Annotated in this window: 25 protein-coding genes; 14 read left to right on the plus strand and 11 right to left on the minus strand. The window is 75.1% G+C overall.

Annotated features, from left to right (window positions below):
* Positions 1-27: 27 nt before the first annotated feature.
* A complete protein-coding gene (locus ACFPCY_RS06735) occupies positions 28-1,212 on the minus strand; it encodes a phosphorylase family protein (RefSeq protein WP_378252747.1) in 1,185 nt (394 codons plus the stop codon).
* 123 nt (positions 1,213-1,335) lie between these two features.
* Here ACFPCY_RS06735 and ACFPCY_RS06740 point away from each other — a divergent pair, with 123 nt between their 5' ends.
* The gene (locus ACFPCY_RS06740) at positions 1,336-1,746 is read left to right on the plus strand and encodes a hypothetical protein (protein WP_378252748.1); all 411 of its coding nucleotides are present in this window, start codon (positions 1,336-1,338) and stop codon (positions 1,744-1,746) included.
* Positions 1,747-1,927: 181 nt separating this feature from the next.
* A complete protein-coding gene (locus ACFPCY_RS06745; protein WP_378252749.1) occupies positions 1,928-2,290 on the plus strand; it encodes a hypothetical protein in 363 nt (120 codons plus the stop codon).
* 91 nt (positions 2,291-2,381) lie between these two features.
* Here the strand turns inward: ACFPCY_RS06745 and tsaA are convergent, their stop codons facing one another.
* On the minus strand, positions 2,382-2,786 hold the full coding sequence (gene tsaA / locus ACFPCY_RS06750; RefSeq protein ID WP_378252750.1) for a tRNA (N6-threonylcarbamoyladenosine(37)-N6)-methyltransferase TrmO: 405 nt from the start codon (positions 2,784-2,786) through the stop codon (positions 2,382-2,384).
* 182 nt (positions 2,787-2,968) lie between these two features.
* Between tsaA and ACFPCY_RS06755 the strand changes: the two genes are divergently transcribed.
* The gene (locus tag ACFPCY_RS06755; RefSeq protein ID WP_378252751.1) at positions 2,969-4,435 is read left to right on the plus strand and encodes an aminotransferase class I/II-fold pyridoxal phosphate-dependent enzyme; all 1,467 of its coding nucleotides are present in this window, start codon (positions 2,969-2,971) and stop codon (positions 4,433-4,435) included.
* Here the strand turns inward: ACFPCY_RS06755 and ACFPCY_RS06760 are convergent.
* Entirely contained in the window at positions 4,404-5,054 is a 651-nt protein-coding gene (locus tag ACFPCY_RS06760; protein ID WP_378252752.1) for a TetR/AcrR family transcriptional regulator, read from the minus strand. The two genes, ACFPCY_RS06755 and ACFPCY_RS06760, sit on opposite strands and share 32 nt — an antisense overlap.
* A gap of 89 nt (positions 5,055-5,143) precedes the next feature.
* Between ACFPCY_RS06760 and ACFPCY_RS06765 the strand changes: the two genes are divergently transcribed.
* Positions 5,144-6,259 carry an ABC transporter permease gene (locus ACFPCY_RS06765; protein ID WP_378252753.1) on the plus strand — a complete coding sequence of 372 codons (1,116 nt, stop codon included), beginning with the start codon at positions 5,144-5,146 and terminating at the stop codon, positions 6,257-6,259.
* Positions 6,256-6,930: an ABC transporter ATP-binding protein gene (locus ACFPCY_RS06770; RefSeq protein WP_378252754.1), complete on the plus strand. Its 675-nt coding sequence runs from the start codon at positions 6,256-6,258 to the stop codon at positions 6,928-6,930. Before ACFPCY_RS06765 ends, ACFPCY_RS06770 begins: the two co-directional genes overlap by 4 nt.
* Positions 6,931-6,976: 46 nt before the next feature.
* On the opposite strand, the gene ppk2 is transcribed toward ACFPCY_RS06770, so the two are convergent.
* Positions 6,977-7,792: a polyphosphate kinase 2 gene (gene ppk2, locus ACFPCY_RS06775; protein WP_378252755.1), complete on the minus strand. Its 816-nt coding sequence runs from the start codon at positions 7,790-7,792 to the stop codon at positions 6,977-6,979.
* A gap of 59 nt (positions 7,793-7,851) precedes the next feature.
* A complete protein-coding gene (locus tag ACFPCY_RS06780) occupies positions 7,852-8,586 on the minus strand; it encodes a 3-keto-5-aminohexanoate cleavage protein (RefSeq protein WP_378252756.1) in 735 nt (244 codons plus the stop codon).
* A gap of 124 nt (positions 8,587-8,710) precedes the next feature.
* Between ACFPCY_RS06780 and ACFPCY_RS06785 the strand changes: the two genes are divergently transcribed.
* Together ACFPCY_RS06785 and ACFPCY_RS06790 are read left to right on the plus strand one after the other, a co-directional pair.
* Positions 8,711-9,601 carry a universal stress protein gene (locus ACFPCY_RS06785; RefSeq protein ID WP_378252757.1) on the plus strand — a complete coding sequence of 297 codons (891 nt, stop codon included), beginning with the start codon at positions 8,711-8,713 and terminating at the stop codon, positions 9,599-9,601.
* A 5-nt stretch (positions 9,602-9,606) separates the two neighbouring features.
* Complete coding sequence (locus ACFPCY_RS06790; protein ID WP_378252758.1) at positions 9,607-10,464, plus strand: universal stress protein; 858 nt, start codon at positions 9,607-9,609, stop codon at positions 10,462-10,464.
* A 125-nt stretch (positions 10,465-10,589) separates the two neighbouring features.
* On the opposite strand, the gene ACFPCY_RS06795 is transcribed toward ACFPCY_RS06790, so the two are convergent.
* Positions 10,590-11,261, minus strand: a complete 672-nt coding sequence (locus ACFPCY_RS06795; protein ID WP_378252759.1) for a CBS domain-containing protein — start codon at positions 11,259-11,261, stop codon at positions 10,590-10,592.
* 308 nt (positions 11,262-11,569) lie between these two features.
* Here ACFPCY_RS06795 and ACFPCY_RS06800 point away from each other — a divergent pair, with 308 nt between their 5' ends.
* Positions 11,570-12,070: a flavodoxin domain-containing protein gene (locus tag ACFPCY_RS06800; protein WP_378252760.1), complete on the plus strand. Its 501-nt coding sequence runs from the start codon at positions 11,570-11,572 to the stop codon at positions 12,068-12,070.
* Between the two features lie 48 nt (positions 12,071-12,118).
* On the opposite strand, the gene ACFPCY_RS06805 is transcribed toward ACFPCY_RS06800, so the two are convergent.
* Together ACFPCY_RS06805 and ACFPCY_RS06810 are read right to left on the minus strand one after the other, a co-directional pair.
* Positions 12,119-12,544 (minus strand): hypothetical protein, encoded by a 426-nt coding sequence (locus ACFPCY_RS06805; protein WP_378252761.1) that lies wholly within the window; start codon positions 12,542-12,544, stop codon positions 12,119-12,121.
* Between the two features lie 30 nt (positions 12,545-12,574).
* Positions 12,575-13,120: a DUF2231 domain-containing protein gene (locus ACFPCY_RS06810; RefSeq protein WP_378252762.1), complete on the minus strand. Its 546-nt coding sequence runs from the start codon at positions 13,118-13,120 to the stop codon at positions 12,575-12,577.
* 118 nt (positions 13,121-13,238) lie between these two features.
* On the opposite strand from ACFPCY_RS06810, the gene ACFPCY_RS06815 reads away from it, so the two are divergent.
* From ACFPCY_RS06815 to ACFPCY_RS06825, 3 genes are all read left to right on the plus strand, one after another.
* The gene (locus ACFPCY_RS06815) at positions 13,239-13,967 is read left to right on the plus strand and encodes a helix-turn-helix transcriptional regulator (RefSeq protein ID WP_378252763.1); all 729 of its coding nucleotides are present in this window, start codon (positions 13,239-13,241) and stop codon (positions 13,965-13,967) included.
* 293 nt (positions 13,968-14,260) lie between these two features.
* Positions 14,261-14,635, plus strand: coding sequence for a hypothetical protein (locus tag ACFPCY_RS06820; RefSeq protein WP_378252764.1), 375 nt, complete (start codon positions 14,261-14,263; stop codon positions 14,633-14,635).
* Positions 14,636-14,701: 66 nt separating this feature from the next.
* Positions 14,702-15,769 carry a C45 family autoproteolytic acyltransferase/hydolase gene (locus ACFPCY_RS06825; RefSeq protein WP_378252765.1) on the plus strand — a complete coding sequence of 356 codons (1,068 nt, stop codon included), beginning with the start codon at positions 14,702-14,704 and terminating at the stop codon, positions 15,767-15,769.
* A gap of 122 nt (positions 15,770-15,891) precedes the next feature.
* Here the strand turns inward: ACFPCY_RS06825 and ACFPCY_RS06830 are convergent, their stop codons facing one another.
* The 3 genes from ACFPCY_RS06830 to ACFPCY_RS06840 all read right to left on the minus strand — a co-directional run bounded on the left by ACFPCY_RS06830 (position 15,892) and on the right by ACFPCY_RS06840 (position 17,579).
* Positions 15,892-16,353 carry a pyridoxamine 5'-phosphate oxidase family protein gene (locus tag ACFPCY_RS06830; RefSeq protein WP_378252767.1) on the minus strand — a complete coding sequence of 154 codons (462 nt, stop codon included), beginning with the start codon at positions 16,351-16,353 and terminating at the stop codon, positions 15,892-15,894.
* Positions 16,354-16,438: 85 nt separating this feature from the next.
* Positions 16,439-16,855, minus strand: coding sequence for an Hsp20/alpha crystallin family protein (locus ACFPCY_RS06835; protein WP_378252768.1), 417 nt, complete (start codon positions 16,853-16,855; stop codon positions 16,439-16,441).
* A gap of 103 nt (positions 16,856-16,958) precedes the next feature.
* Positions 16,959-17,579: a CBS domain-containing protein gene (locus tag ACFPCY_RS06840; RefSeq protein ID WP_378252769.1), complete on the minus strand. Its 621-nt coding sequence runs from the start codon at positions 17,577-17,579 to the stop codon at positions 16,959-16,961.
* 251 nt (positions 17,580-17,830) lie between these two features.
* On the opposite strand from ACFPCY_RS06840, the gene ACFPCY_RS06845 reads away from it, so the two are divergent.
* From ACFPCY_RS06845 to ACFPCY_RS06855, 3 genes are all read left to right on the plus strand, one after another.
* The gene (locus ACFPCY_RS06845) at positions 17,831-20,524 is read left to right on the plus strand and encodes a bifunctional acetate--CoA ligase family protein/GNAT family N-acetyltransferase (protein ID WP_378252770.1); all 2,694 of its coding nucleotides are present in this window, start codon (positions 17,831-17,833) and stop codon (positions 20,522-20,524) included.
* Positions 20,525-20,734: 210 nt separating this feature from the next.
* Complete coding sequence (locus tag ACFPCY_RS06850) at positions 20,735-21,874, plus strand: nitroreductase family protein (protein WP_378252771.1); 1,140 nt, start codon at positions 20,735-20,737, stop codon at positions 21,872-21,874.
* Positions 21,875-21,967: 93 nt separating this feature from the next.
* A complete protein-coding gene (locus tag ACFPCY_RS06855; RefSeq protein ID WP_378252772.1) occupies positions 21,968-23,380 on the plus strand; it encodes an amidase in 1,413 nt (470 codons plus the stop codon).
* Positions 23,381-23,524: the final 144 nt, after the last annotated feature.

The following is a 23,524-nucleotide window of genomic DNA, read 5'->3' on the forward strand; positions in this document are numbered from 1 at the left end:
CGGCGGGGCTCGCTGGCGGCGCGCGGGCTACTTGCCGCTGAGGAGGGGCTCGTCGTGGGCGCGGATGTCCTGGTTCGGGAGGCCGCCGGGGTAGTTGCGGCGGACCCGGTCCAGGCAGCTCAGGGCGATGTCGAGGTGCTGGCGCTTGCTGGCCTCGTAGAACGTGGCGGCCTCGCCGGACAGTTTCGGCTCGGCGTGGAGCGGCTTGTCGGAGACGCACAAAAGCGTGGCGTTCGGGATGCGGTAGCGGAACCCGTTCGCCGCGATCGTGGCGGACTCCATGTCGACCGCGACGCAGCGCGCCGCGCGCATCGTGGCCAGCGGCTGCCGCTGGTTGAGCTCCCAGTTCCGGTTGTCGGTGGTGTAGACGGTGCCGAGCCGGTACTGGACGTCGCGGACGTCGAGCTCGTCCAGCAGGTACATGTTGAGGCGCTGTGTCGGGATCACCGGGACGGTCGTCGGGAGCACCTCGTCCAGGACGTGGTCGGCGCGCAGGTACGCGGTGGCGAGCACGAAGTCGCCGATCCGCTGGTGGTTCCGCAGGCCGCCGCAGTGGCCGATCATCAGCATCGTGTCCGGACGCAGCACCGCGAGGTGGTCGGTGGCCGTCTTGGCGTTGGCCGGCCCGACCCCGATGTTGACGATGCTCACGCCGCCGCCGTCCTCGGCCCGGTGGTGCCAGGCGGGCATCTGGACGCCCTCCCGGGCCGGCCCCTCCGCGTCGGGGAACCGCTCCCGGAACGCCTCGACGTGCATCGCGTAGTTGGTGAAGAGCACGTAGCGCTGGAACGACTCGGCCGGCGTGCCGCAGTAGTGGGACAGGCGGTCCAGGGACAGCGCCATCCGCTCCGGGCCGAAGAGGAACAGCTTCTTGGCCCGCACGTCGAACCGTTCCTCGTCGAGCGCCTTGAAGAACTCGGGGTCGTCGAACGCGAGCCGCCGGCGCGACGGCCGGACGGTGACGTCCGCGCCCCTGGACAGCAGGGTGCTCAGCTCCCGCCGCAGGTACCAGCGGATCGCGCCCGGACGGGCGAACTCGCCCACGAGCGTCGGATTGTGCTTCGACCAGGGCCGCGAGACCTCCAGCGCCGCGTACCACCCGCCGCGGTCGACCTCCTCCAGCGCGTCGAGGAGCACGCCCACCGCGTCCTCGACCCCGCCGGGTTCCAGGCCCGACCCCTCCACCGAAACCTCGGCCAGCTCTGCCACCATGAGCTCCACCGTAACCACCGCGACCATGTCCGTCGGCCCCGAGGTCGCCGCTGACAAATGTCATGGACGGTTCGTGGAGGGACTCACTGGGCCGGGCGGGGGCGCCGCGAGCACGATGAAGCCATGACGAACACCGCAGTGAACAGCCCGAACGTCCTCGACGCCTCCGCCGCCGTCCGCCGGGTCACGATGCTGGCCGGCTCCTACGCCGCCGTCAGCGTCACCACCGTCACCGCCCTGGCCGCCGCCGGCGCCTCGGCCGCCCAGCCCGTCTGGATCCGCCTGGGCATCGTCGCGGTCAGCTCGCTGGTCCTGGTCGCCCTCACCCTGCGCGCCGCCCGCGGCTCGTCCGGCGCCTACCGGCGAGTGCGGATCGTCTCCACCGTCATGCTCGCCGCCACGGTCGTCATCGTCGCCCTGCCCGGCATGTTCCCCGTCTGGATGCGCCTTGAGCAGGCCGCATGCGCGCTCCTGCTGGCCGGCGTCGCCCTGATCGCGCACGGCCGCACCCTGCGCACCCACTTCGCCAAGTGACCCCTCCGAACGAGAGGCGGGCCGCCACCAGGCGGCCCGCCTCTCACGCGCTTGACGCCCGCTTTCCCCCGCCATGGCGGCGAACTGGTCCGAAATTCGGATTTCGGACCAGTTCCCAGGCATAAGACCCTGGTCGCGGGCACGGGCCAGGAAGAGCGACGGACGACGAAAGGAGCCGATCATGTCCGCAGCCGGCCGCCCGGTCCAGGGCGAGCACCAGTACCAGCAGCACGTGACCTCGCCGGACGAGCACGAGGAACGCCCCGGCCGCAGCCTGGTCACGACCGACCACGACACGATCATGAACTGGGCCCGGGAGCGCGGCGCGGAACCCGCGACCGTCCCCGGCAGCGAGTACGACGGGCGCCCGGGCCGCCTGCTCATGGACTTCCCCGGCTACGGCGGCGAGAGCCTGGAGCACATCTCCTGGGACGACTGGTTCCGCACCTTCGACGAACGCAAGCTGAACTTCATCTACCAGGAGCACAAGAAGGACGGCGCCCAGAGCAACTTCTTCCGCCTGGAGAACCCCGACAGCACCTGACCGGACCCGTCCCGCGACCGCCGGCCACCGGTCGGGCGGGCGCGCCGCCGCGGCTGCGCCCGCCGTCCCGGTGATCGGCGGTCGGGAGTGGTCAGCGGTCGGGGGTGAGGAGGGGTTTGAGGTCGAGGATCGGGGTGGCGTTCAGGGCTTCGAGGTTGCGGACGTGGACGCGGGGTCCCGCGATGGCGAGGATGTGGATCTCGTGCAGGCCGATCGGGTTCGGGCGGTCGGGGCTGCGGGTGGCGAAGACGCCGGCGCGGGGGCGCGCGGTGTGGCCGCGGGGGTGGACGGTCAGGGTGTCGCGGTCGGCGCGGTCGAGCCAGGTGAGCAGGAGGGCGTCGGTGCCCGGCGAAAGGCCGTCCAGGGCGGGCGCGTAGTGGTCGTCGAAGACGAGCCAGGCGTCGGGGGCGCCCTCGTCCGGCTGGCGCGGGGCCGCCGCCCGGTCGGTCAGGGACGACTCGACGCGTCCGATCACGCGGAGCCTGTCGTCGGTCAAGGGCTCGGTCCTTCCTGGAGTGCCGGGCGCGATTCGTCCCGGGAGCGCCGGGCGCGATTCGTCCGCAAAGTACCGCAAGCGTGGTGGGTCGGACGGGTGTATGGCGGGACGTAGCTGTTTGGGCAGGTCGAAGGCGCCTTCGCGGGACGTTAAAAGGGGCTTTTGCGGGGAACTCACGCCTCATGGATCACTCGAAGGCTCCCGTGCTCGAAGCGCTGGCCGCCTACCACCGGCGCGGCGACGTCCCGTTCACCCCTCCCGGCCACAAGCAGGGCCGGGGCGCCGATCCACGCGCGCGGGAGGTGCTGGGCGACGCGGTCTACCGGTCGGACGTCCTGGCGATCTCCGGGTTGGACGACCGCCGCTCGACGCACGGGATCCTGGCGGAGGCCCAGAAGCTGATGGCCGACGCCGTGCACGCCGATCACACGTTCTTCTCCACGTGCGGGAGTTCCCTGTCGGTCAAGAGCGCGATGCTGTCGGTCGCCGGGCCGGGGGAGAAGCTGCTGGTCGGACGGGACGCGCACAAGTCGGTGGTGTCCGGGCTGATCCTCAGCGGCGTCCGCCCGATCTGGGTGGAGCCGCAGTGGGACCCGGAGCTGAGCCTGGCGCACCCGCCGTCCGCCGAGTCGTTCGCCCGGCGCTTCGAGGAGCACCCGGACGCGCGCGGCGCGCTTGTCACCAGCCCCACCCCGTACGGGACGTGCGCGAACCTGGCGGCGATCGCCGAGGTCTGCCACCGGCACGGCAAGCCGCTGATCGTGGACGAGGCGTGGGGCGCCCACCTGCCGTTCCATCCCGACCTGCCCGCCTGGGCGATGGACGCGGGCGCGGACGTGTGCGTGACGTCGGTGCACAAGATGGGCGCGGGGCTGGAGCAGGGCTCGGTCTTCCACCTCCAGGGCGACCTGGTGGATCCGCACGTGCTGAGCGCGCGCGAGGACCTGCTCGGCACCACCAGCCCGTCCGTGCTGATCTACGCGGGCCTGGACGGCTGGCGGCGGCAGATGGTCGAGCACGGCGAGCAGCTCCTCGGGGACGCGCTCAAGCTCGCCGGACGCGTCCGCGAGGCGGTCGAGGGCATCCCGGGCATGCACGTCAACGGCGACGAGTTCGTCGGCCCGGACCGCGCGTTCGACCGCGACCCGCTCCAGGTGATCATCGACATCGCCGGGATGGACGGCGTCAGCGGCTACCGCGCCGCCGACTGGGTCCGCGAGCACCACCACGTCAACCTGCACCTTTCGGACCACCGCCGGATCAGCGCGCAGCTCACCTTCGCCGACGACGACGCCACGGCCGACGCCCTGCTGGCGGCGCTGCAGGACGTCGCGGACCACGCGGACGAGCTGCGCGGCGCGCCCCCGACCCTCGTGCCGGCGCCGGAGGACCTGCGCCTCGAACTGGTCGTCCTGCCGCGCGACGCGTTCTTCGGCCCGGCCGAGCAGGTGCCGCTGGACGAGGCGGACGGACGCGTCGCCGCCGAGATGCTCACCCCGTACCCGCCCGGCATCCCGGCGGCCATGCCGGGCGAGCGCCTCACCCGTCCGGTGCTGGACTACCTCCGGACGGGCGTGGAGGCGGGCATGGTCGTCCCGGATGCCGCCGACACCGACCTCACGTCCGTCCGCGTCCTGATCGAGGACTGACCGCGCCCCCGCCGGGCGGCGCGGTCGGCGCGCCGCCGGGGAGCGCGGTCAGCGCGGCGCGGATCAGGGCCTCGGTCCGGGCGCTGAGGGCGTCGTGGTCCGCTCCGGCCTCCAGGGCGAGCGTCGCCGCGTTGACCATGCCCTGGAACAGGGCCGCGGTCTGCTCGGGCGCGTCGTCGCCGAGTTCGGCGAGGGCGGTGACGAGCGGCTGGAGGATGTCGCCGTGGGCGCGGGCGGCGTCCTGGCGCAGCGCGGCGCGGTCGCGTCCGGCGGCCAGGGCGCGCGCGATGCGGTGCTCGCCGTCGCGGACGAGGTCGAGCTGGGCCAGGGCGTGCGCGGCGATGCGGTCGGCGGGGGTCGTCGCGGCGTCCATGCGGGCGGCGATGCGGGCCGTCCAGCGGGGCGTCGCGTCGGCGACGACGGCGGCGAACAGGGCGGTGCGGTCGGGAAAGTACCGGTAAACGCTGTTGCGGGCGAGGCCGGCGCGCTCGGCCACCGCGCCGAACGTCACCCGTTCGGCGTCGCCGCTCTCCTCCAGCAGCTCGCGGGCCGCCCGGACGAGCGCCCGGCGCTGCTGCTCCCGGTGGTCGGCGACCGTCGCGGCGGAGATCTTCGGCACGGTCCCCATGCTACGGCCCCCACTTGGCGACACCGCGTCCCCATCCGCTAGGTTGGCGACACACCGTCCCTAAGTTCACGGGGGTCCCCTTGTTCCTCGCCCTGCGCGAGATCCGCGCCGCCCGCGGCCGCTTCCTGCTGATGGGCCTGGTGGTGATGCTGGTCGCCGCGCTCGTCGGGATCGTCTCCGGCTTCACCACCGGCCTCGGGAACGACACCGTGTCGGCGCTGCGCGCGCTTCCCGCGACCCACGTCGCCTTCGCGACCGGCGCCCGGTCCGACCAGTTCAACCGCAGCCTCGTGGACGACGCGACGGTCGCCCGCTGGCGGCAGCGTCCCGGCGTCGAGGCCGCCCCGCTCGGCGTCACCATCACGCGCGGCACGACCGACCGCGGCGCGGAGATCGACATGGCCGCGTTCGGCGTCGAGCCCGGCACCTTCCTGGCGCCCGCCGTCCGGCACGGCACCGGCCTGGACGCCGCGCGCCCCGGGCTCGTGATCTCCAAGAAGCTCGCCGACGACGGCGTCCGGATCGGCGACACCGTCACGGTCGACCGGCTGGGACTCGCGCTGCCGGTCACGGGCGTCACCGACGGCCTGTCGTTCGGCCACGTCCCCGCGGTGTACCTGCCGCTGGAGAGCTGGCGGACCATCCGGTTCGGCGTGCCCGGAGCGCGTACCGCGCCCGCCCGGCTGCCCCGGGACGCGTCGGGCGTGGCGCTGCGCGCGAAGCCGGGCGCGGACCTCGCCGCCGCCGACCGCGCGCTCGGCACCTCCACTCTGCCCATGGGCAAGGTGCTGGAGGCCGCTCCCGGCTACCGGGGCGAGCACGTCACGATGACGTCGATCCAGGTGTTCCTGTACCTGATCGCGCCGCTGGTGGTCGGGGCGTTCTTCGCGGTCTGGACCGTCCAGCGCGCCCCCGAGCTGGCGCTGCTGCGCGCGATCGGCGCGTCCCGCCGCCGCCTGCTGTCCTACACGCTGACGCAGGCGGCGCTGGTCGTCCTCGCCGGGACGCTCGCCGGCGGGGCGCTCGCGTCGGCGACCGGCCTGCTCCTCGGCGCGGCCGTGCCGTTCAGCCTGCCGCCCGGGACGCTCCTCGCCACCCTCGCCGCGGTCGCGCTCGTCGGGCTGGCGGGCGCCTGCCTGACCCTCCGCCGCGTCACCACCCCCGACCCGCTCACCATGCTCGGAGCAGCCCGATGACCCTGTCCCTCTCCGCCGTCACCGTCACGCGCGGGCACGGCGGCACGCGCACCGCCGTCCTCCGCGACGTCACCGCCCGGTTCGCGCCCGGCGAGGTGAGCGCGCTGGTCGGCCCGTCCGGCTCCGGCAAGTCCACCCTGCTGGCGGTCGCGGGCGCGCTGCTCGTCCCCGACTCCGGCGCCGTCACGCTGGACGGCGACGACATCACCCGCCTCGGCGACGCCGAGCGCGCCCGCCTGCGCCGCGACCGGATCGGCTACATGTTCCAGACCGGCAACCTGCTCAGCGCCCTGACCGCGACCGAGCAACTGCTGGCCGCCGCCCACGTCGCGGGGAAGCGCACCCGCCGGCACCGCGCGCGGGCGACCGCCGCCCTCGCGGAGGTCGGCCTGGAAGACCGCCTGAAGCACCGTCCCGACCAGCTCTCCGGAGGCGAGCGCCAGCGCGTCGCGCTGGCCCGCGCCCTGTTCCTCGGCCCGCACCTCCTCCTCGTGGACGAGCCGACCGCCGCCGTCGACCGCACCCAGGCGGACGCCATCGCCCGCCTCATCATCGACCGCACCCGCGCGCACGGCTGCGTCACCGTCGTCGCGACCCACGACCCGGCGGTCATCTCCGCCGCCGACACCGTCCTCGACATGGACTCCGCCGCCGGGACCGGCGCCGCGTGATCCCGCCGGCCGGCTCCGGACCGCCCGGCGCCTCTGGGCGGCGGGTTCACTCGGGACGGTCGGGGAGGAGCGTGGCGGCGTGGTCGGGGACGTGGGTCTGCATGCTCATCGGCGTCCGCTCGTAGCCCGTGGGCGGCGGACGGTGGGGAAGGCGCACCGGCGGGCGCGCCACCTCGCGGTAGGGGATCGTGGACAGCAGGTGCGCGATCATGTTGATCCGGGCGCGGCGCTTGTCGTCGGCCTCCACGACGTACCAGGGGGCCTCGGGAATGTCGGTGTGCAGGAACATCTCGTCCTTGGCGCGGGAGTAGTCCTCCCAGCGCAGCAGGGACTCGACGTCCATCGGTGAGAGCTTCCAGCGGCGCATCGGGTCCTTGGTGCGCTGCCGGAAGCGGCGGTGCTGCTCGGCGTCGCTGACGGAGAACCAGTACTTGCGCAGCAGGATGCCGTCCTCGACCAGCAGCCGCTCGAAGATCGGGCACTGGTGCAGGAACCGCAGGTGCTCGCGGCGCGAGCAGAACCCCATCACCCGCTCGACGCCCGCCCGGTTGTACCAGGACCGGTCGAACAGCACGATCTCCCCGGCGGCCGGCAGGTGCTCGACGTAGCGCTGGAAGTACCACTGCCCGCGCTGGCGTTCGGTCGGCGCGGGAAGGGCGACGATCCGCGCGACGCGGGGGTTGAGGTATTCGGCGACGCGCTTGATGGCGCTGCCCTTGCCCGCGGCGTCGCGTCCCTCGAACACCACGGCGATGCGGACGCCCTCCGTCCGCACCCACTCCTGGAGCACCACGAGCTGAGCTTGGAGCTTGAGCAGTTCACGCTCGTACGACGCGCGCGGAAGTCGCTGGACCCGGCCCATGCCACCAGCCTGGCCGCCCGGCGCGTCCGGATCACGGGCCGAAGGTCCCGGTCCGGCGGTCAGGACGCCTGCCGGACGACCTCCAGCGCGGCCCGGACGAGCGCCGCGTTGCCTTCGGCCGAGGTGCCGTCGGGGAGGCGCAGGACGTCCTCCAGCCCGATGCGGGTGGCGAGCCGGCGGGCGGCGGCCAGGCGGAGGACGGGCCAGGCACCTCCGTCCTCGCCGTGCAGGAGGATCGGCGCGGCCGTGACCTCGCGGAGGTCGTCGAGGAGGTCGTCGAGGAGGTCGGCGGCGGTCCGCGCGGCCGTGGCCGGGTCCGTGTCGGTGACCTCGGCCAGCACCCGCAGGACGCGGTGGGCGTGCGGCCAGGCGCGGAACCGCTCGGCCGCCGGCGTCCCGGAGTAGATCCCGGCTTCGACGCCGACGCCTCGTTCGAGCAGGGCGCTCGCGACGTCGGCGGCGCCGTCCTCGTGCCAGTTCACCGAGGCGTGGTCGGGGAGCACCGTCCAGGCGCGGACCTGTGCGGCGCGCGCGGCGGGGTCCGGCGTCGCCCACGCGCCGGTGGTGACACCGACGGTGACGCCCGGCACGGCCTCCCGCACGGCCGTGAGGACCGCCGCGACGGCCGCGGGTTCCAGGGTGTCCCCGCCGCCGGCGTCCTTGGGGTGGACGTGGACGTCCCGCGCCCCGGCGGCCACGGCCTCGCGCGCCGCCGCGGCCAGCTCTCGCGGGCTCACCGGCAGGTGGGCGCATTCGGCACGGCTCCGGGCTCCGTTCAGACACACCTGCACCATGCCGACGATCTTCCCAGACCCGCCCGCGGGGCGGGCTGAAGGTCCTGCACGGGGCGGACTCACGGCCCTGTTCCGGCGGGCGGACGGCGCGGAGAGTGAAGGTACCGCGACCAGGAGGCTGGAGATGGGTGTGCGGGAGGGTGCCGAGAGCGTGGTCGTCGGGGTGGACGGGTCGCTCGCCGCCGACACGGCGGTGCGCTGGGCGGCGGACGAGGCGCGCCTGCGCGGCGTGCCGCTGCTCGTCTGCCACGCCTGGCAGTGGCCCTACCCGGACGCCGACGCGAACGAGTCCACGCGGCGGGTCGTCGCGGGCATGGGGGCGCTGACGCTGGACGAGGCCGTCCGGCAGGCGCGCGCGTACGCCGAGGACGTCAAGGTCGAGCAGGCGCTCGTGCGCGGCTCGCCCGGCGGCGTGCTCGTCGAGGCGGCGCGGATGGCGGCGCTGGTGGTCGTGGGCGACCGCGGCGGCGGCGGGTTCGACGGCCTGGCCGCCGGGTCCACGGCCGTGCAGGTGCCCGCCCACACCGACCGCCCGGTCGTGGTCGTCCCGGCCGGGTCCGCGCCGCGCGCCCGGTCGCCGCGGCGGATCGTCGCGGGCGTGGACGGCTCGGCCGACGGCACCGCCGCGCTGCGCTTCGCCTTCCGGGAGGCCCGGCTGCGCGACGCGGTCCTGCTCGTGATGTGCGTCTGGGAGGACGCGGCGCAGCGGCCCGGCGTCCGCTGGCTGCCGTTCACCCTGCCGGACGCGATGAAGCGCGGCGCGCGGATGCGGTTCGAAACGTTCGTGACGCGCATGCGCGCCGACTTCGCCGACGTGGTGACGGAGACCCGGTTCGTCCTCGGCCACCCGCCGCGCGTCCTCGCCGACGAGGCCGCCGACGCCGACCTGCTGGTGCTGGGGGCGCGCGGCCTCGGCGCCGCGCCCGGCGCGCTGCTCGGCCCGGTGACGCAGAACGTCGTGTCCCTCGGAACCTGCCCGGTGGCGATCGTCCACCGGCACACGGACGGGAGTTGATCGCCATGACCGAGAACCCCATCGTCGTCGGCGTCGACGGCTCACCGGACGGCGCGCGGGCGCTGCTGTGGGCGGCCGACGAGGCCGCGCGGCGCGGGCGCCCGCTGCGGCTCGCGCACGCGGTCGAGTCCTGGCCCACCAAGGCGCCGCTGTTCGCGCCGCCGCAGCGGGCCGAGGCCGTCGCCACCGCCGGACGCGCCGTGCTCGCGGACGCCGAGAAGACCGTCCGCGCCCGGCACCCCGGCCTGGAGGTCGTCGGCATGCTGGCCCCCGAAGCCCCCGGCGTGCTGCTCCGCGCCGAGTCGGCGAAGGCCTTCGAGACGGTCGTCGGGCACCGCGGGCACGGCGGCTTCACCGGCCTGCTGCTCGGCTCGACCGGACGGTACCTGGCCGAGCGCGCCTCGGGGCCGGTCATCGTCGTCCGCGACGATCCCGACCCCGGCCGCAACGAGGTCTTCCTCGGCGTCGACCTGGCCGACGACCGGGAGGAGACGCTGAGGTACGCGTTCGAGACCGCCGAGCTGCGCGGCGCGCGGCTGTGGGTGGTGCACGTCTGGGAGGCGTTCGCGGGCTACGGCGAGTACGGCTACACGGTGGACGAGGCGGAGGTGAAGGCGCGGCTCCGCGAGCGCCTCGACGCGAGGCTCGCCCCCTGGCGCGCCGCGCACCCCGGCGTCGAGCTCGTGCCGGCCGTGGAGATCGGGCACCCGGTCGCGGCGCTCGCGCACGCCTCCCGCGCCGCCGACCTGCTCGTCGTCGCCCCGCACGGCCGGCTGATCGCCGGCGTGCCGCGCCTCGGCTCGGTGACGCACGGCCTGATCCACCACGCGCGCTGCCCGGTCGCCATCGTCCGGCCCCGCTGATCACGTCCTTCCGCGCGCCCCGCTTCGCCCGCCGGCCGGTTCGCCGGATCAGCGGGCGAAGCGGTCAGCGGGGGAGGCGCGGGAGGCGCGTCAGCGGGAGAAGCAGCGGAAGGCGGGGGAAGCGGTCAGCGGGGGAAGCGGAGGGCCTGCGGGTTGATGCGCTCGTGGACGTCGTCGCGCACGTAGGTGAGCTCGTTGCGCACGTCCGTCACCCCCTGGACGGAGCGCGTGAGCTCCTCCGCGAGCGGGACGAGGCTGGCGAGGTCGAGGCGTCCGCGCAGGGTGACCACGCCGTTGCGGACCTCGACCGTGACGTGCGCCGGATCCTGCCACAGGCTGCGGGCGACGACCTCGTCCAGCACCTCCGTGCGGATCTGCTCGTCCGGCTTGAGGAAGACGCGCAGCAGGTCGGCGCGGCTGACGACGCCGGCGATGACGCCCTCGGCGTCCACCACCGGGAGGCGGTTGACGCGGTGCCGCGCGAGCAGCCGGGCGGCCTCGACCGCGCTCGTGCCGGGCGTGACCGTCAGCGCGGGGGAGCTCATCACCTCGGCGGCGGTCCCGCCGCGCTCGCGGGCCTGCGCGAGGCGGCGTCCGCGCCCTCCCGGCCCGTCCGCCGCGCCGCCCGGCGGCGTCCCGGCGGCCTCGCGGGGCAGCAGGTCGGTCTCGGAGACGACGCCGAGCACGTGCCCGTCCTCGTCGATCACGGGCATGCCGCCGATGCGGTGCCCTTCGAGCCGCTCGACCAGCTCGCGGAAGGTCGTCGCGGGGTTGGCCGCGACGACGTCGGTGGTCATGACGTCCCCTACCGTTGCGCGTCTCATCTCGTCTCCCGGCTCTGTCGCGTCCCGGCTCGTCGTCCCGGCTCGTCGTCCCGGGTCAGCAGTCTGCGCCGGGGCCGCGGGCGCCGCCACGGTCCGCGGGCCCCGTCCGGACGGGCCGATCGGCCCTCCGCGGCCGGGACGTTCGCCCCTCGATCGGCGCGGGCGCGCGGGAGAGCCTCGGAGAAGGGCGGGTGAACGGCGGCGGAGGAGTCGACCCCCTCCCCTCGGTGCTCCCTCCGCCGCTCACCCGCCGACCCGACCACCGGCCCGAAGGAGCGGACATGACCGACGTCCTGGTCGCTTTCGGATCCAAGCGCGGCGGCACCGCCGAGATCGCCCGCTGGATCGGCGACGAGCTGACCGAGCGGGGGGTGAACGCCCGCGTCCGGCCCGCCGGCGGCGTGCGCGACCTGCGCGGCTGCGACGCCGTGGTGCTCGGCGGCGCGCTGTACGCCAACCGCTGGCACCGCGACGCCCGCCGGTTCGCCCGCCGCTTCCGCGCCGAGCTGCGGGATCGCCCGGTCTGGCTGTTCAGCAGCGGCCCGCTCGACGAGGCGGTCGAGAAGACCCAGCCGCGCGTGCCCCCGTCCGTCGAGAGGATCGCGGCCCGGACGAACGCCCGCGACCACGTCACCTTCGGCGGACGCATCGCCCCGGACGCGCGCGGCTTCGTCGCGTCCCGGATCGCCCGCTCGCGCTCCGGCGACTTCCGCGACCGCGAGCGGATCCGCGCCTGGGCCCAGTCCATCGCCGACGACCTCGCCAAGGACCCGCCGGCCTGACCGGACGGCGAGCAGGTGGCGTCGAGGCGGTCCCGGGCGCGGGGGACGTCAGCTCGCGCCGACGCCCAGGGCGGCCAGCAGCACCAGCACGACGGTCACCACGGCGAAGACGCCGTGGCCGATGACGGCCGCCATGGGGATGGAGCGCTCGGCCGGGCCGGCCGTCGTCCCGCCGGACGGCGCGGCGCGGTGGACGGGCAGCCAGCGCAGGAACATCACCAGGCCCAGCAGGGCTACCGGGACGAGCAGCGCGAACGCGATCCACGCCAAGGCCCTGGTGTCGGCGAACAGGTAGATGATCCAGAGGACGAGCCCGGCCGCGGCGAGCAGGAAGTGCCCGAAGACGACGGGCGCGGGCAGCCGGGTCGAGCCGTCCCGCTGCTGCCGGACCCCGCCCCGGGAGATCCAGACGCCGAGCATGTAGAAGCCGCCGACGGCGGTGACGAGCCAGGTGACGAGTGCGGCGATGTCCATCGCGGTCCTGCTTTCGCGAGAGCTTTGCGGTCAGTTTCCGGTGCGCCGGCGTGCGGTGGTGAAACCGCGCGCCTGGGTGTCCTCGTCCGCGACGCGGACGCCGTAGTGGTAGGCGAGCTTGCCGCCCAGATAGCCCGACACCGCGAGCGCGGCGAGGCACACCACCGACAGCGCGATCGGCCCGGGCCCGACGGACGACGCGTGGTGGTGCCGGTCCGCCAGGCGCCAGCCGAACCCGGCCGCGTACCCGGCGGTGACCGCCAGGTTGAGCGCCATGTGCACCAGGCCGGTGCGGAACGCCGACGTGCCGGGCGGGATGGCGAACAGGTCCAGGAACCCCACCGAGGCGGCGACCAGCGCGCCGATCACCCCGACGGCGACCAGCCACTGCGACCCGCGCACCAGGAAGTCGCCCCGGGCCACCACGTGGGAGGCGATGTCGAAGACCAGGCTGGCCGCCCACGCCCCGATCGGCACCGTGACGAAGATCGGGTGCACCGGGTGACCGTACGGTCCGGCCAGCACGGTCACCGGCTCCTTGGCCCGCTCCGGGGCCCGCTCCGGCGCCTCGTCCATGACCCACCTCCTATTTCACCAACAAGTCTTGGCGAAACCCACGGCCGCCGTCAACCACAGGGAAATACGGGCGTGTCTTTTCCTAATTGGGAAGTTTTGTAGGCGTTATGGTGGACGAGTGACCTGGGACGCCACCGATCTCGCCGCCGTCGCGGCCCTCAGCGACGAGCTGCGCCGCTCGCTGTACGACTACGTCCGCCGCGCCGGACGCGCCGTCACCCGCGACGAGGCCGCGCAGAGCGCCGGCATCTCCCGCAAGCTGGCGGCCTTCCACCTGGACAAGCTCGTCGACGCCGGGCTGCTGTCCACCCGCTACGCCCATCCCGCCGGGCTGCGCCGGGTCGGCCGCACCCCGAAGGTCTACGAGCCGTCCGCGCTGGACGTCCAGGTCGCCATCCCCGGACGCGAGCACGGCCTGCTCGCCGAGCTCCTGGTGGACGCCGTGCTGTCCGAGGGACCGGACGAGACGGCCGAGCAGGCGGCCCGCCGCCTGGCCGCCGAGCGCGGCCGGGAGCTCGGCCGGGCCGAGCGCGGCGCCCCGCGCGGCGGCAGGCTCGGCCCCGAACGCGCCCTGACCTGCGCGCAGCATGCCCTGGAGCGGCACGGCTTCGAACCGTTCCGCGACCGCCCGACCCGCGTCCGGCTGCGCAACTGCCCGTTCCATCCGCTGGCGGCCAGGGCCCCCGAGCTGGTCTGCGGCATCAACCACGCCTTCCTGTCCGGCCTGCTCGCCGGGCTGGACGCCCCCGCCGTGCGCGCCACGCTCGCGCCCGCCCCCGGCCGCTGCTGCGTCGAACTCGACGCCGGAGACGACGCCCCTCGGGCCACGGCCGCCGAGCCGAGCTGACCGCCGAGCCGGCTCGAACGACCGTCGAGCTGAGCCGCGAGACCGTCGAGACGGGGCCGGGGTCGTTGAGGCCGGGGCCGAGAGGCCGCCGAGACGGGCCGAGGGGCCGCCAGAAGGGCCGCCGAAACAGGGCCGAGGGGTCGCCGAGATGGCCGAGGTCGAGGCCGGTCGCGGGGGCGGATCGGCCCGGGGTTTATCGTGCTGACATGGGCGATCTTCCTGTTCCGTCGCCGGAGAGGGTGCGCGCCGCGCGTGCGCATCTGGTGTGCAGGTTCGGAAGGGGAGTCGAGACCATGCTGTGGGAGGCCCACCGGTTCCCCCTCCCGGACGTGGAGGCGATCGCGAGGACGATCGCGGCGGTGCGCGCCGCCGGGCCGTCCGGCGTCCCGCCCGATCCGGCCGACCTGGGCGCGGCGCTGACGGTCCTGCGGGCGGCGCGGCTCGACATGGGACGGCTGGAGGTGGAGCTGCTCGGCACGGTGCACGAGGCGGGCCTGTCCTGGCTTCAGGTCGCCGCGCTGCTGGGGCTCGCCGACGCGGCCGCCGCCGAGGAGCGCTACGCCAAGCTGCGTCCGCTCCTGGACGCACCGGTCGACCAGGTCAAATCTCCCGTACTGGGGCATATCGCCGAGAAGTCCGTCCGGCGCGACGGACACCGCTCCGAGTAGGCGCCCCGACCGGCTGCCTTACACTCGGGGCACACCGGACTCGCCGAGGCCGCCCGCGGAGCGCTCATGAGCATCACCGTCTTCGCCTCGCCCCCGCTCACCGGCGCGGCGCGAGGAGCCCACCTCGGCAGGTCGCTGGGTCCGGAGGTCCGGGCCACCTGGGACGCCTACGCCCGGCTGTTCTCCGACCTCGGGCTGGCGGACGGGCTCGTCCGCGACGTCGGCGCCCGCGCTCTCGACGCGGTGGCCGCCTGGGCGCCCGGACTCGCCGAGGAGATCCTCGGCATCGCCGAGGGCGCCGCGCTCGAACCCTGGCAGGCCGCCGCGCTCAACGCACGCTCCGAAGTGCTCGGGCACGTCCGGCAGCCGCTGCCCGGCGAATGCTCGACCGCCGCCTACAGCCCGCCGGACGGCACGGCGCCCCGGACCGTCCAGACGTGGGACTGGTACGAGTCGATGGACGGCGTGAAGCTGATCTGGCAGTACTCGCCCGCGCCCGGCCGCACCGTCAAGACGTTCACCGAGTACGGGATCCTCGCCAAGATCGGCGTCAGCGACGCGGGCCTCGGCGTGCACTTCAACCTGCTCCAGCACGAGCGGGACGGCGGGACGGGCGGCGTCCCGGTCCACCTGGTCGCCCGGCGCGTCCTGGACGAGGCCGCCACCCTGGACGAGGCGGAGGAGATCGCCCGCTCCGCGACCGTGACCGCCTCGGTGGCCCTGACGGTCGTGACCCGCCAGGGCGCCCGCTGCCTGGAGCTGTCCCCGGCGGGCCTCGCGGTCGTCCCGGCCCGTCCGGACGGCCTCTCCTTGCACACCAACCACTTCCTCGACGCGACCCTGGCGCGAGGTGAGCGCCTGGGCCCGACCGATCCCGACACCTATGCCCGCCACGCGGCGCTGACCGACCGAGCCGAGGCGCTGAAGAGCCAGACCGCCACCATCCGGGCGGTGGCTCTCCTCCAACACCGTGAACAGGGCGCGGCGCTCTGCTGCCATCCCGTCCCGGACGCCCCGGACGAACCTCGCTGGCAGACCCTCATCACCATCACCTTGGACCCGGCCCGAGGCGCTCTCGCGTTCCATGACGGCACGCCCTGCACCGTCACGCCGCACTCCTGGACCCGCGTCTAGCGAACCGCGTCGAAGCGCTCGCACCCAAGGCCGAACTCCTGCTACGAGCGGCTCCAGTCCCGCCACCCCGGCCTGGCGCGTGATCGGAGGTGGCGACCGCGGCGGGGGAGGGAGCACTTCGGTCAGGGTTCCGGGGAACGCCAGGGGCCCTGGTGCACGACGGTCACTCCGCCGAGATGCAGGGGGAGGCGGCGTCCGGTGACCTCGGACGGGACGATCCGGACCAAGGACGCGCCGGGCAGGGCCAGCCAGGACGCGGGGGCGCGGTGCGCCAGGCGGGCGATCTCGCCGGGTTCGGTGACGACCTCGGCGGAGCCGTGGATCAGCACGCTCCAGCCGGTGCGCAGCGCGGGTTCGGCGTCGTCGGCCTCGAAGGTGAGCTCGCCGGCCGTGCGCGTCGCCTCCAGCTTGCCGCCGGGGGCCGAGCGGAACACGATCGCGTCGCCGTCCAGGAAGAAGTTCACCGGCAGCACGACGGGGCGCCCGTCGCCGCCGGTCCAGGCGACCCGTCCGACCACGACGGTCTCCAGCAGCCGCAGGCAGGCGGCCCGGTCGAGGACGTCGGGGGTTCCCGGTCCGGTCATGTTCGCATCCCTGAGAGTCGATGGACGCCCGCGGGTGCGGGGCGTCGCGCCGGGTGGAGCGGCGCCCCGCGAGCGGGCGCCGGGGTCACTTCTGGATCGTGATCCGCCGCGTCTCCTGCTTGGCGGTCTCGGGCAGCGGCATCCGGACGGTCAGGATGCCCTTGTCGTAGCGGGCCTTGATGTCCTCGCTCTTGACGCCCGCCGGGATCGGCATGGCGCGGGAGAACGAGCCGTAGCGGAACTCGCTGCGATGCGCCTCCCGCTCCTCGGTCTGCCGCTCGCCGCGGATGCGGAGCATGCCGTGCGAGACGGTGATCTCCAGGTCCTTGTCGGGGTCCATGCCGGGCAGCTCGGCCCGGACGACGTAGGAGTCGCCCTCGGTGTAGCTCTCGATCCGCACGACCGGGGACGTCCCGGGGCGGAGCATGCCGAACGGCGACTCGAACAGGTCGTACAGCTCGGGCATCAGGCTCCGCGGTTCCCACCGCTCCATCCTGCTCATCTCGACCTCCCGTGACGGGGTTCCTGACACCTCCATCCCACCGGTCGCCGGGGCGCGCCCGAAGAGCCGAAGGGCGGCGGTCCGCCGGGACCTTCGTCCGTCCCTAACCGGACTCCTCCGGCGCGCCGGGCGCGGCCGGGACGGTCACGCGGACGACGCCGGGGACGGTCCGGGCCAGGATCTCCACGACGCGGCGGTCGGCCGTGCCGAGGTCGCCGTCCACGGTCACCTCGCCGTCGTGCACGCGGACCTTCCAGCCGGAGCCGGTCAGGTAGGCGGCGAGCTCGGTCCGCACGTCCGCGCGGATCCGCTCGTCGTCGCGCACCTGCAGCGCGACCAGGTCGCTGCGGCTGATGACGCCGACGACGCGGTGGCCGTCCAGGACCGGAACGCTCTTGACGCGCGTCCGGAGCATCATCTCGGCCAGGCCCGCGACGTCGGAGTTCGGGCCGGTCGTCAGCACCTTGCGGGTCATCACCGCGCCGACGGTGCGCGGCGGCGGCCCGGTCCGGGCTTCCGCCGGGCGGACGGACGCGCGCGGGTCGGGTTCGAACTCGCCGCGCAGCAGGTCCATCTCGCTGACGACGCCGACCAGCCGGTCCTCGTCGTCCACCACGGGCAGCGCCGTCACCGCGTGGTCGCGCAGCAGCCGCAGCGCGCTCCGGGCCGGGGTGCCCGGGCGGACCGTGACGGCCGGCCGGGTCATCGCCTCGCGCACCAGCATGGACCTCTCCTCACCGATGGACGTTCGGGCTCGTCGCGTCCAGGATCGGCGGGCCGGGGCGGCGGCCCCAGAGTCCTTGGTCCCCTCGGTGCCCGGGCGCGGGGATCGACGGCCGCGCGGTGCCGCGTTCGACTACCGCGTTCGGCCACCGGATTAGGCTGCCGCGTCCGGCTACCGCGTCCGGCCAAGGTCCCGGCGTCCGGGGACCTCCGGCCCCTGCGCGGCGAGCGCACGCGATCAACGCTGGGGCCATGACGATTCCGCCGCTGCCCGGGTCCGCCTTCGCGCTGCTCACCGACGGCACGCAGATCGAGATCAGACCGGTGACGCCCGCCGACGAGGACGCCGTCCGGCGGCTGTACCGGGGGCTGTCCGACGAGAGCCTGTACTACCGCTTCTTCGGCCTCAACCGGGCACTGGCGGACGAGAACGCCGTGCGGCTCTGCCGGGAGTCCGGCCCCGGCCACGCCGCCATGGGCGCCTGGCTGCGCGGGGAGCTGGTCGGCGTCGCCCAGTACGAGGCGACCGGCACGGCGGGGGAGGCCGAGGTCGCGATGGCCGTCGCCGACGCCGTCCACCACCAGGGGGTCGGGACGCTGCTGCTGGAGCACCTGGGCTCGTGCGCGCGCGAGCGCGGCGTCCGGGCCCTGCGCGCCGAGACGCTGGCCGACAACACCGCGATGCTGCGGCTGTTCGCCGACGCCGGGATGCCCGCGCGGCGCCGCTTCGTCTCCGGGGTGGTCGAGCTGGTCATCCCGCTGACCGTGGACGACCGGTACCTGGACGCCGTCGCCGAGCGGGAGCGCCGCGCCGACGTGGCGAGCCTGACGCGCCTGTTCCGTCCGGAGGCGGTCGCGGTGGTGGGGGCGGGCCGCCGTCCGGACTCGATCGGCGCGGCGGTGCTCCGCGCCGTCCTGGACGGCGGCTTTCCCGGTCCGGTGTACGCGGTCAACCCGCACGCGTCGGGCAAGCTGCACGGCGCCCCCTGCGTCGCGACGGTGGCCGACCTGCCCGTCCGGCCCGACCTGGCGGTGCTGACCGTCCCCGCGGCGGCGGTGCCGCAGGTCGCCGCGCAGTGCGGGCGCCGCGGCGTCCGCGCGCTGGTGGTGATCACCTCGGGCCTGGACGCGGCCCGGGCGCGGGAGCTGCGCGCGGCCTGCCACCGGCACGGGATGCGGCTGGTCGGCCCGAACTGCCTGGGCGTCGCCGACACCGCCGCCGCGCTGGACGCCACCTTCGCGCCCCGGCACCCGGCGCGCGGCGCCGCCGGGGTGGCGGTGCAGTCCGGCGGGGTCGGCATCGCGCTGGTCGAGCACCTGTCCCGGCTGGGCATCGGGGTCTCCTCGTTCGCCTCGCTCGGCGACAAGCACGACGTCAGCGCCAACGACCTGCTGCTGTGGTGGGAGTCGGACGAGGCGACCAGGCTCGGCGTCGTGCACGTCGAGTCGTTCGGCAACCCGCGCAAGTTCGCCCGCACCGCCCGCCGCGTCGGGCGGACGATGCCGCTGCTGACGGTGCTCGCCGGACGGTCGGCGGCGGGCGGGCGCGCCGCCGCCTCGCACACCGCCGCCGCGGCCACCCCCGACCTGACCAGGCGCGCGCTGTTCCGGCAGGCGGGGATCGTGGCGACCGACGGGCTCGGCGAGCTGGTGGACGCCGCCGCGCTGCTGGCCGTCCAGCCGCCGCCGGACGGCCCGGCGGTGGCGGTCGTGGCCAACGCGGGCGGGGCCGGCGTCCTCGCCGCCGACGCCTGCGCCGACGCCGGACTGACCGTGCCGCGCTTCGCCGCCGCGCTGCGCGACGACCTGGCGGGCCTGCTGCCCGCCGGGGCCGCGACGGCGAACCCGGTGGACACCACGGCCGCCGTGCCCGCGGCGTCCCTCGCAGCGGCCGTCCGGCGCGTCACCGCGGACCCGTCGGTGGACGCCGTGCTCGTGGTGACCGTCCCGACGGCGCTCGGCGACCCGGCCGCCGAGATCCTCACGGCGCCGCCGTCCGGGGACCCCGCCTCCGCCGCGGAGGACGGCGCTCGACGGGAGAAGCCGCTGGTGGTCGTCGCGCTCGGCCAGGCGGAGAGCGTCCGGATCACCGGGACGGGTGTTCCGGTCTACGCCGAACCCGAGCAGGCCGCCCGCGCGCTCGGGCACGCCCGCACCTACGCGCGGTCGCGCGCGCGGCCGGTCGCGCCGCCGCCCGAACTGCCCGGCCTCCACCCCGACCGCGCGGCGGAGATCATCTCCGGGTTGCTGAGCGCCCGTCCGGACGGCGGCTGGCTCGCTCCCGCCGACGCCTTCGACCTGCTGGACGCCTACGCGATCCCGTCCGCGCCGCGCCGCTGGGCGCGCACCGCCGACGAGGCCGTCGCCGCCGCGGCCGAGCTCGGGCGCGCCGTCGCGCTCAAGGCCGACGCCGCCGGGGCGCTGCACAAGACCGCCGCCGGCGCGGTCCGGCTGGGCCTGGTCGGACGGGAGGCCGTCCGCCGCGCGTTCACCGACCTCGCCGACCGGTTCGGCGGGGAGCTGCGCGGGGTGCTGGTCCAGGCGATGGTGGACCGGAGCGTCGAGACGCTGTGCGGCGTGGTCTCCGACGAGATCTTCGGACCCGTGATCGTGTTCGGCAGCGGCGGCGTGGACGCGGACGCCCTGGCCGACCGCTCGGCCCGGCTGGCGCCGCTCAGCGCCGGCGAGGCCGACGAGCTGGTCGCCGAGACGCGGATCGGACGCCTGCTCGCGGGCGGTCCGGGCCGTCCGCCCGGGGACGCCGCCGCGCTGCGCGACCTGCTGCTCCGGCTGTCCCGGCTGGCCGCCGACCACCCGCGGATCAGCGAGCTGGACCTCAATCCCACCCTCGTCCGCGCGGACGGCGTGCTCACCGTGGACGTCCGGGTCCGCATCGCCCCGATCCGTGTCTGGGACCCCTACCTGCGCCGTCTCCGGACGACCTGAACGGCGTCGCGGACGCGGGCCCGGGCGGACGGTGGTGCGCGGACGGTGGTGCGCGGACGGTGGTGCGCGGACGGTGGCGCGCGGACGGTGGCGCGCGGACGGAGGCGGGCGGCGGGCCGCCGGTGGTCCCGGACGGGAGGGACCTGCGGCCCTGCCCGTCCGTCCGTCCGGGTGATGCGCTGGAGAGGCGACAAGAGGGAGGGGTGCGTCATGAAGGCCACCGGCAACACCGTCGCCGAGCAGGCGATCGAGGCCGCGATCTGGGCGCCGTCGGTGCACAACACCCAGCCGTGGCGGTTCGGCGTCGAGGACGGCCTGATCGCGCTGCGCGCCGACGCCGACCGGCGGATCACCGTCGCCGATCCCGACGGCCGCGAGATGCTGATCAGCTGCGGCGCCGCGCTGTACACGCTGCGGGTCGCGCTGCGGCACCTGGGACACGAGCCGGACGTGCGGCTGCTGCCCGACCCGGACCGCCCGCACCTGCTCGCCCTGGTCCGCATCGGCCCGCCCACCGAACCGAAGGACGCCCGCTCCGAAACGGACGCCGCCGGCGCCGAAACGGCCGGCGCCCGCGAGGAAGCGGAGGCCGGGTCCTACGAAACGGACGGCGGGTTCTACGAAACGGACGGCGAATCCGGGCACGACCGTGATCGGATGTACGAGGAGATCTTCCGGCGGCGCACGCACCGCGGCGCGTTCCACCCCGACCCGGTCGCCGCGCCGGTGCTGGCGGCGCTGCGCTGGGACGCCGAGGCGGAGGGCGCCCGGATCGTCCTGGCGGCGGAGTCGCACGTCAAGGCCGCGCTGGCCGGGCTGACCCAGGCCGCCGACCATCTGGAGCGCCGCACCCCCGCCTACCTGCGGGAGATCGCCCGCTGGGCGCCGCGTCCGGGCAGCACGCGCCGGGACGGCGTGCACGCCGCCGCCTACCGCCGCGACGACGTCCGGACCGAGCCGCACTTCCCGGCCCGCGACTTCGCGCGCGGCCAGGGCTGGGGGATCGACGACCCCGCCGAGCCGTCCGGCACCGTCGACGACCTGCTCACCGGCGTGGTGATGCTGCTGGTGACCGGCGACGACACGCCGATGGACTGGCTGTGCGCGGGCCAGGCGCTGCAACGTATCCTGCTGCGGGCCGGGGCGATGGACGACCTGTCGGCGGCCTTCCACACCCAGGCGCTGGAGATCCCCGAGCTGCGCGCCTTCATCCGCGACCGGTTCTGCTCCGGAGCCCACCCGCAGATCCTTCTGCGTCTGGGCGTCCCCGCCGGGAAGCGCCTGACCTCCGTCCGCCGACCCGCCCGGGCCGTCACCAGGCAGGAGTCGCACGGACCCGGGAAGCCGTGAACGCCGCTCCGAAGGCCTTGCCGGGCCTGAGCGGCGACGGCCCGGTCGACGCGGGAGGCGCGCATGGGCTCGATCGCTGAGGAAACGCGCTGGATGGACGCGACGGAGCAGGCCGGACTGGTCGCCTCCGGCCAGGTGACCGCCGCCGAGCTGCTCGACGCCGCGATCGAGCGGATCACCGACCTCGACCCGGCGCTGAACGCCGTGGTGATGCGGTGGTTCGACGGTGCGCGCGCCCTCGCGTCCGGTCCGCCGCCCGGCGGGCCGTTCCGCGGTGTGCCCTTCCTGCTCAAGGACTTCCTCGTCTCGTACGCGGGCCGCCCGCTGAGCGACGGCAACGTGCGGCTGAAGGAGAAGGCGGCGCCGGCGAGCGTGGACGCCGCCGTCGTCACGCGCTTCCGCGCGGCCGGCCTGGTCACGGCGGGACGGACGAACAGCGCGGAGTTCGGCAGCCTGCCGACGACCGAGCCGCTGGCCTGGGGCCCGACCCGCAACCCCTGGCATCTCGACCGCTCGGCCGGCGGTTCGAGCGGCGGGTCCGCGGCGGCGGTCGCGTCCGGCATGGTCGCGGTCGCGCACGCCAGCGACGGCGGCGGATCGATCCGGATCCCCGCGTCCTGGTGCGGGCTGGTCGGCCTCAAACCGACGCAGGGACGCGTCTCGCTCGGGCCGTACGGCGACGAGAGCGGGCCGGGCGTGCACTTCTGCCATGCTCGGTCCGTCCGGGACGTCGCCGCGATGCTCGACGCCGTGTCCGGACCCGGCGTCGGCGACACGGTGATCGCGCCGCCGCCGGCGCGTCCGTACATGCGGGAGCTCGCCGCCGATCCCGGCCCGCTGCGGATCGGGCTGCTCGACCACTACCCGTGGGGCGAGGCCGTCCACGAGGACTGCGCGACGGCGGCGCGTGCCGCCGGACGGCTGCTCGAAGCGCTCGGGCACCGCGTGGAGCACGGCTTCCCCGCCGCGCTCGCCGACCGCACGCTCGGACGGGACATGGGCGTCCTGCGCGCGGTCGGCATCGGCGTCATGGCGGACCGGCTCGCCGAGGCGCTGGGACGCTCCTTGACGCCCGCCGACCTGGAACCGGTCAACTGGGCACTGGTCGAACAGGCCCGAGACGTCGGCGCGGTCCGCTACGCGCGGGCGCTGGAAAGCCGGACCCTGCTCCGCCGCGCCGTCCAGCAGTGGTGGGCGGACGGCTTCGACCTGCTGCTGACCCCCACCACGGGCGAACCACCGGCCGAGCTGGGCACGTTCGCCGGGAACTCCACCGACCTGACGGCCCTGGCGACACGCTCGCGCCGTTGCGTGGCCTTCACCCAGCCCTTCAACGTCAGCGGCCAACCGGCGATCAGCCTGCCGCTGCACTGGTCCCCGGACGCCCTGCCGATCGGTGTCCAACTGGCCGCCGCCTACGGCCGCGAAGACCTCCTTCTCCGCGTGGCGCACCAACTCGAACAACTCCACCCCTGGACCCCCCACCACCCCACCGCCACGTCCTGACCGCGTCCTAACGACCGGGTCCACCCCGCCGGACGCAAACCAGCGGCGCGGGGATGCCCGACCTGCCGTCCGCCTCCAGAGGCCGACGCGACTACGGAGAATGCTGCTGAAGAATTCGCGTGAGCTGTTCGATCTGCTCGGACA

The sequence above is a fragment of the Actinomadura gamaensis genome, from assembly GCF_042652125.1.
GTDB lineage: Bacteria > Actinomycetota > Actinomycetes > Streptosporangiales > Streptosporangiaceae > Spirillospora > Spirillospora gamaensis.

Coding starts and splice junctions, on each gene's coding strand:
- ACFPCY_RS06735 (WP_378252747.1), bottom strand. CDS start 1,212: ATGGTGGCAGAGCTGGCCGAGGTTTCGGTGGAGGGGTCGGGCCTGGAA.
- ACFPCY_RS06740 (WP_378252748.1), top strand. CDS start 1,336: ATGACGAACACCGCAGTGAACAGCCCGAACGTCCTCGACGCCTCCGCC.
- ACFPCY_RS06745 (WP_378252749.1), top strand. CDS start 1,928: ATGTCCGCAGCCGGCCGCCCGGTCCAGGGCGAGCACCAGTACCAGCAG.
- ACFPCY_RS06755 (WP_378252751.1), top strand. CDS start 2,969: ATGGATCACTCGAAGGCTCCCGTGCTCGAAGCGCTGGCCGCCTACCAC.
- ACFPCY_RS06770 (WP_378252754.1), top strand. CDS start 6,256: ATGACCCTGTCCCTCTCCGCCGTCACCGTCACGCGCGGGCACGGCGGC.
- ppk2 (WP_378252755.1), bottom strand. CDS start 7,792: ATGGGCCGGGTCCAGCGACTTCCGCGCGCGTCGTACGAGCGTGAACTG.
- ACFPCY_RS06780 (WP_378252756.1), bottom strand. CDS start 8,586: ATGGTGCAGGTGTGTCTGAACGGAGCCCGGAGCCGTGCCGAATGCGCC.
- ACFPCY_RS06785 (WP_378252757.1), top strand. CDS start 8,711: ATGGGTGTGCGGGAGGGTGCCGAGAGCGTGGTCGTCGGGGTGGACGGG.
- ACFPCY_RS06790 (WP_378252758.1), top strand. CDS start 9,607: ATGACCGAGAACCCCATCGTCGTCGGCGTCGACGGCTCACCGGACGGC.
- ACFPCY_RS06795 (WP_378252759.1), bottom strand. CDS start 11,261: ATGACCACCGACGTCGTCGCGGCCAACCCCGCGACGACCTTCCGCGAG.
- ACFPCY_RS06800 (WP_378252760.1), top strand. CDS start 11,570: ATGACCGACGTCCTGGTCGCTTTCGGATCCAAGCGCGGCGGCACCGCC.
- ACFPCY_RS06805 (WP_378252761.1), bottom strand. CDS start 12,544: ATGGACATCGCCGCACTCGTCACCTGGCTCGTCACCGCCGTCGGCGGC.
- ACFPCY_RS06810 (WP_378252762.1), bottom strand. CDS start 13,120: ATGGACGAGGCGCCGGAGCGGGCCCCGGAGCGGGCCAAGGAGCCGGTG.
- ACFPCY_RS06820 (WP_378252764.1), top strand. CDS start 14,261: ATGCTGTGGGAGGCCCACCGGTTCCCCCTCCCGGACGTGGAGGCGATC.
- ACFPCY_RS06825 (WP_378252765.1), top strand. CDS start 14,702: ATGAGCATCACCGTCTTCGCCTCGCCCCCGCTCACCGGCGCGGCGCGA.
- ACFPCY_RS06830 (WP_378252767.1), bottom strand. CDS start 16,353: ATGACCGGACCGGGAACCCCCGACGTCCTCGACCGGGCCGCCTGCCTG.
- ACFPCY_RS06835 (WP_378252768.1), bottom strand. CDS start 16,855: ATGAGCAGGATGGAGCGGTGGGAACCGCGGAGCCTGATGCCCGAGCTG.
- ACFPCY_RS06840 (WP_378252769.1), bottom strand. CDS start 17,579: ATGCTGGTGCGCGAGGCGATGACCCGGCCGGCCGTCACGGTCCGCCCG.
- ACFPCY_RS06845 (WP_378252770.1), top strand. CDS start 17,831: ATGACGATTCCGCCGCTGCCCGGGTCCGCCTTCGCGCTGCTCACCGAC.
- ACFPCY_RS06850 (WP_378252771.1), top strand. CDS start 20,735: ATGAAGGCCACCGGCAACACCGTCGCCGAGCAGGCGATCGAGGCCGCG.
- ACFPCY_RS06855 (WP_378252772.1), top strand. CDS start 21,968: ATGGACGCGACGGAGCAGGCCGGACTGGTCGCCTCCGGCCAGGTGACC.